This is a genomic window from Arthrobacter sp. K5, from assembly GCF_040448525.1.
Classification (GTDB): domain Bacteria; phylum Actinomycetota; class Actinomycetes; order Actinomycetales; family Micrococcaceae; genus Arthrobacter; species Arthrobacter globiformis.
In genome coordinates, this window is sequence record NZ_CP159279.1 from 3,583,369 (window position 1) to 3,595,518 (window position 12,150).

The 12,150-nt window shown below is 68.3% G+C and carries 11 protein-coding genes; 5 read left to right on the forward strand and 6 right to left on the reverse strand.

Translation table 11 applies throughout. The features are described from left to right. Positions 1-96 precede the first annotated feature (96 nt). Positions 97-933 carry an A/G-specific adenine glycosylase gene (locus ABRP34_RS16275; protein WP_353713384.1) on the reverse strand — a complete coding sequence of 279 codons (837 nt, stop codon included), beginning with the start codon at positions 931-933 and terminating at the stop codon, positions 97-99. A 165-nt stretch (positions 934-1,098) separates the two neighbouring features. Continuing rightward, on the reverse strand, positions 1,099-1,545 hold the full coding sequence (locus tag ABRP34_RS16280; RefSeq protein ID WP_003799777.1) for a hypothetical protein: 447 nt from the start codon (positions 1,543-1,545) through the stop codon (positions 1,099-1,101). Between the two features lie 161 nt (positions 1,546-1,706). Between ABRP34_RS16280 and ABRP34_RS16285 the strand changes: the two genes are divergently transcribed. After that, positions 1,707-2,453 (forward strand): hypothetical protein, encoded by a 747-nt coding sequence (locus tag ABRP34_RS16285; protein WP_353710994.1) that lies wholly within the window; start codon positions 1,707-1,709, stop codon positions 2,451-2,453. A 93-nt stretch (positions 2,454-2,546) separates the two neighbouring features. Here ABRP34_RS16285 and disA read toward each other — a convergent pair whose 3' ends face one another. Further along, the gene (gene disA / locus ABRP34_RS16290) at positions 2,547-3,623 is read right to left on the reverse strand and encodes a DNA integrity scanning diadenylate cyclase DisA (RefSeq protein ID WP_003799779.1); all 1,077 of its coding nucleotides are present in this window, start codon (positions 3,621-3,623) and stop codon (positions 2,547-2,549) included. A 328-nt stretch (positions 3,624-3,951) separates the two neighbouring features. Here disA and ABRP34_RS16295 point away from each other — a divergent pair, with 328 nt between their 5' ends. Together ABRP34_RS16295 and ABRP34_RS16300 are read left to right on the forward strand one after the other, a co-directional pair. Then, positions 3,952-5,565, forward strand: a complete 1,614-nt coding sequence (locus tag ABRP34_RS16295; RefSeq protein WP_003799780.1) for a peptide chain release factor 3 — start codon at positions 3,952-3,954, stop codon at positions 5,563-5,565. A 136-nt stretch (positions 5,566-5,701) separates the two neighbouring features. Continuing rightward, positions 5,702-6,877, forward strand: a complete 1,176-nt coding sequence (locus ABRP34_RS16300) for a beta-ketoacyl-[acyl-carrier-protein] synthase family protein (RefSeq protein WP_353710995.1) — start codon at positions 5,702-5,704, stop codon at positions 6,875-6,877. 3 nt (positions 6,878-6,880) lie between these two features. Here ABRP34_RS16300 and ABRP34_RS16305 read toward each other — a convergent pair whose 3' ends face one another. Continuing rightward, positions 6,881-7,660 carry a YcnI family protein gene (locus ABRP34_RS16305; RefSeq protein ID WP_353710996.1) on the reverse strand — a complete coding sequence of 260 codons (780 nt, stop codon included), beginning with the start codon at positions 7,658-7,660 and terminating at the stop codon, positions 6,881-6,883. 217 nt (positions 7,661-7,877) lie between these two features. On the opposite strand from ABRP34_RS16305, the gene ABRP34_RS16310 reads away from it, so the two are divergent. Together ABRP34_RS16310 and ABRP34_RS16315 are read left to right on the forward strand one after the other, a co-directional pair. Continuing rightward, complete coding sequence (locus tag ABRP34_RS16310) at positions 7,878-8,507, forward strand: hypothetical protein (RefSeq protein ID WP_353710997.1); 630 nt, start codon at positions 7,878-7,880, stop codon at positions 8,505-8,507. Positions 8,508-8,652: 145 nt separating this feature from the next. Continuing rightward, positions 8,653-9,441, forward strand: a complete 789-nt coding sequence (locus ABRP34_RS16315; RefSeq protein WP_353710998.1) for a YcnI family protein — start codon at positions 8,653-8,655, stop codon at positions 9,439-9,441. Between the two features lie 18 nt (positions 9,442-9,459). Here ABRP34_RS16315 and radA read toward each other — a convergent pair whose 3' ends face one another. Together radA and ABRP34_RS16325 are read right to left on the reverse strand one after the other, a co-directional pair. Then, positions 9,460-10,839, reverse strand: a complete 1,380-nt coding sequence (gene radA / locus ABRP34_RS16320; protein WP_353710999.1) for a DNA repair protein RadA — start codon at positions 10,837-10,839, stop codon at positions 9,460-9,462. A gap of 36 nt (positions 10,840-10,875) precedes the next feature. Next, positions 10,876-12,000 (reverse strand): FUSC family protein, encoded by a 1,125-nt coding sequence (locus tag ABRP34_RS16325; protein WP_353711000.1) that lies wholly within the window; start codon positions 11,998-12,000, stop codon positions 10,876-10,878. Positions 12,001-12,150: the final 150 nt, after the last annotated feature.

Sequence of the window (12,150 nt, forward strand, 5' to 3'; positions counted from 1 at the left end):
TATTCCGTTCCCGGTGCTGGGTGCCTAATTGAGACCAAAATCCCTTGAGACCAAAGTCCCCGGCGCGGAGTTGGGGCTACGCCGTGCCTGTTCCTGTCAGGCCGGCAACCGGTATCCGCCCTGATGCAGCTCGGCCAGGCCGTCCTCCAGCAGGCCCGCCAACGCCCGTTCCAGCTGCTCCGGCGCGCAGTTCAGCCGGTGCAGGGCGGCCAGCGGCACGCCGATGCCGGCGGCTTCGAACCCGAGGTCGGCCGGGGCCTGCTGGAACATCTCAGCCGGGACCGGCGCGCCTGCCAGCCGGAGGACGGCCATCACGCCGCCTCGGACCTGACGGTCGGTGCCGTGCCACGCCTGGCCCTTGGGCGTGTACGCCGGCGGCGGCTCGCCGGCGGCGAGCCACGCGCACCGGTCGCGCACCGGGCACGCAGGGCACTTGGGTGCCCGCGCCGTGCACACCAGCGCCCCCAGCTCCATGACCGAGGCGTTCCAGCGGACGGAGCTGGCGGCATCGGAGGGCAGCAGCTTCGCGGCAAGCCGCATCTCCGCCGCCGTCAGGGCGGGGGCGGGCAGGGCCGCTCCCGAAAAGAGCCGCGCGTGGACGCGCCGGATGTTCGTATCCACCACTGTCTCGCGGCGCCCAAAGGCAAAGGCGGCGACGGCGGCCGCCGTGTAGCTGCCCACACCCGGCAGGCCGAGCAGTTCCGCGTAGTCCGACGGGACAGTGCCGCCGTGGTCGCGTTCGATGGCGACTGCGGCACCGTGCAGCCTGAGCGCGCGGCGCGGATAGCCCAGCCGGCCCCACGCGCGAACGGCCTCACCCGCGGGTTCCCGGGCGAGCGCAGCAGGCTCGGGCCACCGACGCAGCCATTCCTCCCAGACCGGCAGCACACGCACCACGGGGGTCTGCTGCAGCATGATCTCACTGACCAGCACACCCCAGGGCGGGCAGCCGGCCGCGCGCCACGGCAAGTCACGGGCCTCGGCCTCGAACCAGTCCTCCAGCGTGGAGTGGACGTCAATTAATTCGGGGTAATCGGTTGTGGTTTTGATGCCAACACTCTAGTTGAAAACCCCGACGGCGGTTCCCGGCCCGTGCCGTCAGCTGGCCTCCTGTTCCTCGGGAGGCAGTCCCTCCCGCCGCGCCGGCAGCCGCCGCACATGGCCGTGCAGGGTTTCGCCGCCGCGACCGTTGGGTGCCGGAACAGCAAGGGCCACTACGAAGCTGGCACTGTTCGGGTCCCCGGAACGGATGGTCAGGCTGCGCGTTCCTTCCGGTATTGAGGGCGCAAAGAACTGCAGCTGGCGGGAGCCGACGGTGGCCACCTCATCCAGCCTGTACTCTGTGCCAAAGTGGTCATGGACAACGATTGCGGGGGTTTGCGGCTCGTCTTCATTGACTGATGCGAGATGCAGGTTCACCACTATCCCGGTGTCCCAGATCTCAACCGCAAGCACCGTGAACTCAATCCCCTGGCTCTGATGTTTGCCAAACGTCAGCGGCAGCAGGACGCGCTCGAGGTGACCGCCAGAAACGTGATCTACCATCAGTGGTCCTCTCCAACTCGGCCCGGTAAGTGGTAACCGGGATTCAATTTTAGTAAGTGTGCTGACAGTTGTCACCCGAATTTGAGTCACGAATTGGACATGGTGCGGCAGGGGCGGCGTGGTGGGGCCGCAGAAAGCCGGCCGTTCCTTAGCCTAGAGGGATGGGCAGGCAAGACACTCCGAACTCCGGCGCGGGCCGGAACCGGCCGCCGAAATCGGCGGCGCAGAAATCCGCGGCACGCAACAGCACGGCACGGAACAGCACGGCACCCCGCGCAGGGCGCAAGCCGAGCCCCGCCGTGTACCGCCGCCGCCGGCTCTTTGCCGGTGTGGCGCTGCTGCTGGTCCTGGGCCTGATCGCCGGCGGGGTTGCCACACTCACCAGTCTCCTCGGCGGCGCCCAGCAGGCCTCCTCCGCCCAGGACTCCACACCGGATCCTTCGACGGAAGGCGACGGCACCGCCCAGTCCGCGTCCACGGCGTCGGCCAGCCCGTCAGCAACCCCGTCCGCCTCGCCCACCTGCGACCAGAAGCTGGTGACGGTCAAGGCAACTACGAACAAGACGTCCTACGCTGCGGACGAAAAGCCAGTGCTGAGCCTCACGGTCACCAACGGCGGAAAGCTGCCGTGCAAGGTGAACATTGGAACGTCGCAGATGGACTTCCTGGTCACCAGCGGCTCGGACCGTGTCTTCTCCTCCGCCGACTGCCAGGCTGCCAGCACTGACCTGGTCAAGACCATCGCGCCCGGCAAGAGCGAAACCGCGAACTTCCCGTGGCCGCGCAACCGTTCCGTGCAGGGCTGCGAGAATGTCCCGGACGGCACGGTTGCCGGCAGCGGCTACTACGTGTTCATCGCGAAGCTTGGCGCCAAGGTCAGCCCGCCGACGGTCTTCCAGCTCAGCTGACGCCGCCTGACCCATCGGTTGCTCCGTAACGGCCCTATTCGCCGAAAAGGGCACTTGTGGAGCAGCCGATGGGGGTTAGAAGGAAGCCCGGGATTAGAGGAAGCGGTCCAGCAGGCTGGCTTCGGCCATCCGGCTGAGGCCCTCCCGGACCGTGCGGGCGCGCTGGTCGCCGATGCCGTCCACGGTCATCAGGTCGTCGATGGTGGCAGCCATGAGGTACTGCAGCCCGCCGAAGTGGTCCACCAGCCTGTCGGCAACCGCTTTCGGCACGGCCTTGAGCCCGGAAAGAAGCCGGTAGCCCCGCGGCTGCACCACAGCGTCCAGGGTGTCGACGCCGCCGGCGAAGCCGATGATCCCCGCGATCTTGCTGAGGTCGATGAGTTCGGTGGGGCCGAGGTTGAGGAGCGCGCTGACCGCACCGTCGATGTCCTCGGGAGAGGCGTTCGGCCCGGCATAGTCGCGGATGATGATGTCGCTGCCCGGGCCGCGGCCCACGGTGAGCTCGTCAAGCTGGAGTGACAGGAGCCTGCCGTCCTCGCCCAGCTCCAGGACATACTGCGAGATCTCCTCGGAAATCCGGCGCACCATTTCCTGGCGCTGCAGGGTCACGGCGACATCGCGCACGGTCACCATGGCCTCGATCTCCAGGGCGGAGAGCGAGCTGGTCACCTGGTCCAGGCGGGAACGGTAGCGTTCAAGCGTGGCCAGGGCCTGGTTGGCGCGCGCCAGGACCTTTTCGGAGCCCTCCAGCACGTGCCGAAGCCCGTTGACGTACAGGGCGATGATCTGCATGGACTGGCTCACCGAGATCACCGGGACGCCGGTCTGGATGGCGACGCGTTCGGCGGTCCGGTGCCGGGTGCCCGATTCCTGGGTTTCGATGCTGGGGTCCGGCACGAGCTGGACGGCCGCCCGGAGGATGTTGCCGGCGTCCCTGTCGCAGATGATGGCGCCGTCCATCTTGGCCAGTTCGCGGAGCCGGGTCGGTGAGAAGTCGATGCCGATGTCGAAGCCGCCCGAACAGATCGAGTCGATGGTCCGGTCCGAGCCCAGCACGATCAGCGCGCCGGTTCGTCCGCGGAGAATGCGTTCCAGGCCGTCCCGCAGCGCGGTCCCCGGGGCCACCCTCCCCAAAGTCGCTTTGAGCGATTCTTCAGGGCTGCGAGCCATAGATATTCCCTTCAAAGGTGCAGGCGGGGCCTGCAGGTTTGCCGGTTTTCCCTAGTCCGCCGGCAGGATCAAAAGTACTCGGTTTCCCGCATGCACCATCCTAGAGGTACATTACCCCAGCAACCGCACAGGCAAGCCTTAAAGTGCCCCGTCGGAGGACTGCGGAACAGGCATCCGGAGTGCGTCCGACGGCGGTTGGTTGAGGGGCGCTTTGGGGCCGCCTTCGGTGCGGATTCCGCCGCTGCGATAAACTTGAAGCCTTGGCTGGCAGGTTCCGCCGCCACCTTTTCCAACATTGATCCCCCGCGATCGCAGTGAAAGTAGCACCGTGTCCCAAGAAGTGCAGAGCCCCGCCCGAGTGCACGAGATCCACAAGCAGGCCTCCCGGCGCCGGACGTTCGCCGTTATCTCGCACCCCGACGCCGGCAAGTCCACCCTCACCGAAGCCCTGGCCCTGCACGCCAAGGTGATCGGCACCGCGGGTGCTTCCAGCGGCAAGGCCAACCGCAAGGAGACGGTCTCGGACTGGATGCAGATGGAGAAGGACCGCGGCATTTCCATCAGCTCGGCCGCCCTGCAGTTCTCCTACCGGGACACCGTGATCAACCTGCTGGACACCCCCGGCCACGCAGACTTCTCCGAGGACACCTACCGGGTGCTGGCCGCCGTCGACTGCGCCGTGATGCTCGTGGACGCGGCCAAGGGCCTTGAGACGCAGACCATGAAGCTTTTCGAGGTCTGCAAGCAGCGGAACCTCCCCATCATCACAGTCATCAACAAGTGGGACCGCCCCGGCCTGGACGCACTGGCCCTCATGGATGAGATCACCGAACGCACCGGGCTGCAGCCCATGCCCCTGACCTGGGCCGTGGGCATCTCCGGTGATTTCCGCGGCGTCTGGGACCTGCGCAACGACAGGTTCGCGCGCTTCCAGCGGAACAACGCCGGCGCCAGCATCGCCCTCACCGAATACTTCACCCCCGAAGAGGCGGCCGAAAGCCAGGGCAGCAACTGGACGGACGCCGTGGACGAGGCGGGGCTGGTCATCGAGTCCAACCTCGCCTTCGACGTCGAGAGCTTCCACGCGGGCAAGGCCACCCCCATCCTGTTCAGCTCCGCGGCGCTGAACTTCGGTGTCAAAGAACTTCTGGACGCCCTGGTGGACTTCGCCCCGCCGGCCGCGCCCCGGCCGGACATCGAAGGCACCCCGCGTCCTGTCGAGTCCCCGTTCTCCGGCTTCGTCTTCAAGGTCCAGGCAGGCATGAACAAGGCCCACCGCGACCACGTGGCCTTTATCCGCGTCTGCTCCGGCGTGTTCGAGCGCGGCATGGTGGTCACCCAGACCAGGACCGGGAAGTCGTTCGCCACCAAATACGCGCAGCAGGTCTTCGGCCGCGAACGCGAGGTCATCGACGAGGCCTACCCGGGAGACGTCGTAGGCCTGGTCAACGCGTCCTCGCTGCGCGTGGGCGACAGCCTGTTCCTTGAGGAAGCCGTGGAGTTCCCGGCCATTCCGCTGTTCGCTCCCGAGCACTTCCAGGTTGCCCGCTCCAAGGACCCCAGCCGCTTCAAGCAGTTCCGCCGCGGCATCGAGCAGCTCGAGCACGAGGGCGTCATCCAGGTGCTGCGCTCCGACGTCCGCGGTGACCAGGCGCCGGTGCTTGCCGCCGTCGGACCCATGCAGTTCGAAGTGGTGGAGGACCGCATGGCGCACGACTTCAGCGCGCCCATGCGCCTGGAACGCCTACCGTATTCCATGGCCAGGATTTCGACGGCGGACGCCATGCCGGCGCTGGCCAACGTGCCCGGTGCCGAGGTGCTGCTGCGGTCCGACGGCGAATACCTGGCCCTCTTCAACGATGTCTGGGCCCTGCGCCGCATCGAGAAGAACCATCCCGACCTCACGCTGGTTCCTATCGGGACGCACAACCCCGCAAAATAGCGCGCCAACGAGGGGCTCCGGCTCGCGAACGGTCTCCCAACCAACGAAGCAAGGTATCGCCGTGTCCACAAACCAGCCGTCTGCAGCGGCACCTGTAACAGGATCATCCAGTGTCGTCGTGACCGGAATGGGCTCCATGAACCCGCTCGGGGCCACCGTGGCCGAGACCTGGGAGGCGATGCTGGCCGGGCGCTCAGGCATCGCGGCACTGGAGGACGGCTGGGCTGAGGCCCTCCCGGTGCGCATCGCCGGCCGGGTCACCGCCGACCTTGGCGCTTTCCTGGGCACCCGCGAGCTGAAGCGGATGGACCGCTGCGGGCAGCTGGCGCTCGTTGCCTCCCGCGAAGCCTGGGAGCAGGCCGGGAGGCCGAGCGTCGAACCGGAGCGCTTCGCCGTCGTGATCGGCTCGGCCTACGGCGGCATGGACACCGTGCTCGCGCAGGTCAGGGAGCTGGATAACGGCGGCCCGCGCAAGGTTTCCCCGCACACCCTGACCCGGCTCATGGTGAACGGGCCGTCCGCATGGGTTTCCATCGATCTCGGTGCCAAGGGCGGGGCACGCACTCCCGTCAGCGCGTGTGCGTCCGGGGCCGAGGCGATTGCCCAGGGTGCCGAAATGATCAGGTCCGGGGCGGCCGACGTCGTCATCGCCGGCGGCGTTGATGCCTGCGTCAACGACCTGATCATCAGCGGTTTTTCCCAGATCCGGGCGCTCTCCACCCGCAACGGCGATCCGGAGCGGGCATCGCGGCCGTTCGACCGGGACCGCGACGGGTTCGTCCTGTCCGAGGGAGCGGGGATCGTGGTGCTCGAAAGCGAGGACCACGCCCGTGCCCGGGGCGCGGAAGTGCTGGGCGGCATTGCCGGGGCTGCCGTGACCTCGGACGCGAACGACATCGTGGCCGCCGATCCGGACATGCAGGTGCGGGTCATGGAGAAAGCCCTTGCCTCCGCAGGCCTCCATGGAACTGACATCGGGTTCGTGCATGCGCACGCCACCTCGACGCCCGTGGGAGACCGGCTGGAGGCGCAGGCCATCAAGGCCATTGCCGGTAGCCAGGTCCCGGTGACCTCCACGAAGTCCCTCACCGGACACCTGCTCGGCGGAGCGGGTGCGCTGGCCGCCATCGCCACGCTGCAGGCCCTCCGGACCGGCGACCTGCCCGGCACCTACAACGTGGCTGCCCTTGACCCCGAGGTGGACCTCAACGTCATCACCGGCACCGTCAGCGGCAGCACCGCGACGGCGGGACTCGTCAATGCCTTCGGGTTCGGCGGGCACAGCGCGGCGCTCGTGGTCACCCGCGCCTAACTCTTACCCCTTCCTGGTCCGCACCAGCGCCGCCGAACCGGCGGCCAGGCCGAGCAGACCTGCGCCCAGGCCGACGATGCCGAAGGTGTTGTCAGGAGCCGCGACCGGGGCGGTCGACGACGCCGACGCGGTGTCCGCGGCCGTGTCCCCAGTTGCCGTATCCGCTGCGGGGGCCGCCGATGCAGCCGGTGCCGCATGGGAGTGCTCGTCGGCCGCCGCGGTGGTGACGAAGGAGGGGACCGGGAGCTCGGGCTCGGCCTGGCCGCCGGTTTCGGGCTGGTTCCAGTTCACCACCGTTCCGTCGGAGTAGGTCTGTGCAGCAGGCATCGCCACGGTGGTCCCGGCCTCCGGAAGCCGGCCGACCGAGATGGAGAAGGTCTGGTATTCGTGCTGCCCGAGCTGGTGGGCCGTATCGGCGGTCCAGGTGACCGTGGCGGCGGCCCTGGTGACCTTGGCCCCTTCCACGGTGACGGGAGCGGGCAGGGCTGCCTCGGTGATCTTCGCCGTCCAGCCGTCGATGGGCTTGACCGAAACGGAGGTGAACGGCGTCGCCGTGGGCAGCGTGACCTGGCCGGCGCCGAGCACGCCGAACAGGGCAGCGAACGACAGCTGCCGCCGTGCCAGCCAGGCGGCCGGAGCCAACAGGAGCGCTGCCGTCACGGCAAGTGTCACGGTGTCCGGGAGCTGGCCGCCACCCAGCACGTGGCCGGCCACGGCCAGGGAGACCGCCAGTGAAGTGACCAGGGCTGCGCGGAAGAGGCGCAGGGGACCTCGAGGATCCATCGGTGCCTCCCTCCCAGGCCCGGAACTGCTGCTCTAAGATCCCGACCGTAAACACGGCAGCGTGGGAAAACCTTGGGCGCTGGCCCGGCCTGTTGTACCGCTGGGCGGCCCGGAATGGTGGGCCGGAAAGCTGGGCACGGGGTTGCACCACAGAGGCTGCCCGTAGAATTACCGTGACGCCCCGCTGTGCCCGTCGATCTTCCGGAAAGGACCGCAGATGATGCCCCGTGCCTCGTTCCGGCTTTTCCGCACCGGGCTGATCGGCTCCCTCGTCATCGGGTTCGCCACCGGCGGGCACCTTGCAGGTGGCGGCCAGCTTCCCTCAGCGGCCATCCTGGCGGCACTGTTCGCCGTGACGCTGGTTCCCGTCGCCGCGCTGACGCGGTTCCGGCTCTCCTTCCCTGCCCTGGTGGCCCTCCTGGGTGCCGGCCAGTTCTGGCTGCACTGGGCCTTAGATGCGCTGGGCGGAGCGGGTGCAGCCGAACCGGAGTCCGCTGCCCTGCTGCCAGGCCATGGCGGCCATGCCGGACATGCAGGGGGAGCCTTGGATTCGGCCTTCCCGAGCCCCGCGGTGGCCGAAAGCGCCCATTCCGCTGCGTCCGACGGCGTCATGTTCGTTGCGCACGCCGTTGCCACCCTGTGCACCGCAGTCCTGCTGGCCCGCGGGGAACGGGTGCTGGCAACACTTGCCTCGTGGCTGCAGCCCCTTTTCCGCCGGCACGAGCCCGCAGTTGTTCTTCCCGCCCGCGTCCCGGCGCCTTTCCCGGTTCCGGCCGTCCTTTCGCGGACTCGCGCCGGCGTGCGCCTGCCAACCCGGCGCGGGCCGCCGCTGCCATCGGCCGCCTAGACGGGTTCCTGGCAGAACGGGCCGTTCCGTGATGGACGGCTCCGCTTTTCAGGCAGGGTCCGACGCGGCGTGCAGCTACCTGCCCGTGCAGCCCTGAGGGTGCATGGGTCCCTGACTGATTTTTTTCGTGAAAGGCATTACCCTCATGAACACCTCCGTTCGCCGTACCCTCAAGACCGCAGCAGCCGCCTCCCTCACGGCCGGACTCCTCGCCGCCGGTGCCGCCGCTGCGTCCGCGCACGTCACGGTGGATCCCTCCGCCACCGCCGAGGGCGGCTTTACCAAGCTGACGTTCAGCGTTCCGAACGAATCCGAGACGGCCAAGACCAACCGGCTCGAGGTGAAGCTCCCCACCGACACCCCGCTCACCTCGGTCTCCGTGAAGCCGATGGACGGCTGGAAGGCGCAGGTGGTCGCCACCACCCTGCCCAAGCCCGTGGAGGTTGCGGGCGCAACCGTGACTAAGGCGCCGACCAGCGTGATCTGGACCGCGGATGCCGCCCACCAGATCGGGCAGAACGAATTCCAGACGTTCACGCTGTCCGTCGGCCGGCTTCCGGCTGCGGGCACCACCCTGATGCTGCCCGCAGCGCAGGGCTACACCGACGGAACCACCGTCAACTGGGCGGACGCCGCCGAGGCGGATCACGGGCACGCGTCCGCAACGTCCTCCGCGAACTCCTCTGCCGCGGCTTCATCCGCACCGGCCGAGGCAGAGGAGCACCGCCCGGCACCCTCATTCGTCGTCACTGCAGCGGAGACCGCTGAAGGGTCCGCAACGGCGGCGCCGGATGCCGCACCGGCTGGTCCGGCAACGCAGGCCGCCGCTTCCAACGGCAGCCAGGCCGCCGGCTGGATCGGGCTGGTAGCGGGTCTCCTGGGCCTTGCCGCGGGCGCCACGGCACTGGCCCGCACGCGGGCTGTCAAGAAGTAGCCAAAGTCCTGGAGCTGCTCAGGGCTTGGTGATGAGCAGTTCCAGGACCTCCGTCAGGTGGCCCACTTCCCTCACGGAAAAGCCTGCCGGGACCGGGCCGGGACCTGTGGGGCTGGAGGGAACAACTGCGTGCGTGAAGCCCAGCCGGTGGGCCTCATGGATGCGCTGGTTGATTCCCGGGACGGGGCGCACCTCGCCGGCCAGGCCCACTTCGCCGAAGGCGATCAGTCGCTGCGGCAGCGGTTTCCTGTGCTTCGCGGACGCCACTGCCAGCGCCACCGCGAGGTCGGTGGCCGGCTCGCTGAGCTTCACGCCGCCCACCGTGGCCACGTAGGAGTCGTCCTTCTGCAGCTGGCACCCGGCACGCTGCTGCAGCACTGCCAGGAGCATGGCCACCCGGGAACTGTCCAGGCCGCTGGTTGCCCGGCGGGGCTGTGAGTTCTGGGTGTCGGCGAGCAGGGACTGGACCTCGGCCAGCAGCGGCCTGCGGCCCTCCATGGTGACGGTGATGCAGGTGCCGGATACCGGCTCCTTGGTGCGCGTCACGAACAGCCCGCTGGGATCGGCAAGGCCAAGGATGCCGTCCTCGGTGAGGTCGAAGCAGCCGACGTCGTCGGTGGGCCCGTAGCGGTTCTTGACTGCCCGCAGCAGGCGGAGACGGGAGTGGCGCTCGCCCTCGAACTGGCACACCACGTCCACCAGGTGCTCCAGCAGTCGGGGCCCTGCGATGGAGCCGTCCTTGGTCACATGCCCCACCAGCAGCGTGGTCATGTTCCGGCGCTTGGCCGCCGAAATGATCGAGGCAGCCACCTCGCGGACCTGGGAGACGCCGCCGGAACTGCCCTCCACATCGGCGCTGCTGAGCGTCTGCACGGAGTCCACCACCAGCAGCTTCGGCTCCACCTTCTCCACCTGGCCAAGCGCCTGGCCAAGGTCGGTCTCGGCGGACAAGTACAGGGTGTCAGCGATCGCGCTGATGCGCTCCGCCCGCAGTTTCACCTGGGCCGCTGATTCCTCGCCGGTCACATACAGGACACTTTGCCCGGTCCTGGCAAACTTGGCGGCGACATCCAGCAGGAGCGTGGACTTTCCCACGCCCGGCTCGCCTGCAAGCAGGATGACGGCGCCGGGCACGACGCCGCCGCCGAGCACGCGGTCGAGTTCATCCACGCCGGTGGGCAGGTAGGCGGCGGTCGTGGCGTCTACCTCGGCAATGGGGCGGGCTGGCTCCAGAACTGTGGTGGCCGCCGTCGTACGTGCCACCGCGGCGCCGGTTTCCTCAACGGTGCCCCACGCCTGGCACTCACCGCACCTGCCCACCCACTTGACCGTGGTCCAGCCGCATTCCGCGCACTTATAGCCCGGAGCCTTGGAAACCCGGGAAGTCTTTGTAGCCATTGCTCCACACTAACCGGGGCCTGTGACAATGAAGTTCTACAGCGGGGGCAGGACGTCGCGTGCCTCGCGGGAATCGATGCCGGTGGCTTCCAGCAGGTCCACCATGAGCGGCCGGAACAGCATCACCACGGTCTCGCCCTCGAGCTTCTGGACTTTCAGCATCCTGGGGTGCAGCCGCCCTGCGATATCGCTCAGGTTCTGCCGGGCGCTGCGCAGGTGGGCATCACGGGCACCCTCCTGCACTTCAGCGAGGCCCAGCGAGAGCTCATCCACGGCCGCCGCGGTTTCCTGCAGCACCTCGGCGATGTTTTCGGTGGCTTCGTCGGACAGCGCGGCGTGGTTGATGGAACTGGTGAGCCGGCGTGCGAAGACGCGGCTGTTGCGCAGGGCAAGGTCGATGTACTCGAGCGACTGCTCCAGCCGGTCCAGTTCGTTCCGGTGCCGCCGGTAGGCGGGCGCCAGCGTGGCTACCTCCCCGGATGCCCGCAGCGTGTGCCGCATGGCATCCACCAGCGGCTGGCTGTTCCTGCCCCGGACCAGGGCATGCCAGGCCCGGGTGGAATCGCTGTCGACCAGTGCTGCGGCGCATTCCCGCAGCACTTCGGCCAGTTCATGGAGCAGTTTCTGGACGTCCCTGCGCGGTTCCCGGCGGGGATCCTTGGGCGCCAGAATGGTGACCAGCAGTGCCACCACGCCGCCGACCACGGCATCGATGCTGCGGGTGAAGGGGCCCCCGGCAGGCGCCGGCAGCAGCACCACCAGCAGCGACTGCAGTGCCAGTTGCGTGGTGAAGATGTTGCCGCTGTCCAGGAAGCGGGCCAGCAGGATGGAGACCAAAAGCACGACGGCGGCCTGCCAGATCCCGGCCCCGAGCCAGTGGAGCAGCATGTCGCCCACGGCAATGCCGATGGTGCAGCCCAGGCCCACCTCCATCACCCTCCGCATGCGCAGGTCGCGGGAGAAACCGAGGGCGATCAGGGCGGACGTGGCGGCGAACAGCGGACCGGTATGGCCCAGGATGAACTCGGCGAAGGCATAGGCTCCCACGGCGCCGAACGTCATTTGGATCGCGGGGACCAGTGAATTCCGGCTCCGGACCATCCCTGTCCTGATCCGGCCGCGGAGGAAGCGTCTGCTGGCGGAGAGTCCGGTCTGGGGCATGGCTTCAGTCTATTGCCGGAGCCGTCGCGAACCGGGAACCCAACGTCCCGGTGACAAGCCTCCCGGGAGCCGGTGCCCCGATGATCCGAAGAGACCCGATCCCAAGAGACCCGATCCCAACAGACCCGATGATCCCAAGAGAAAGGGCCG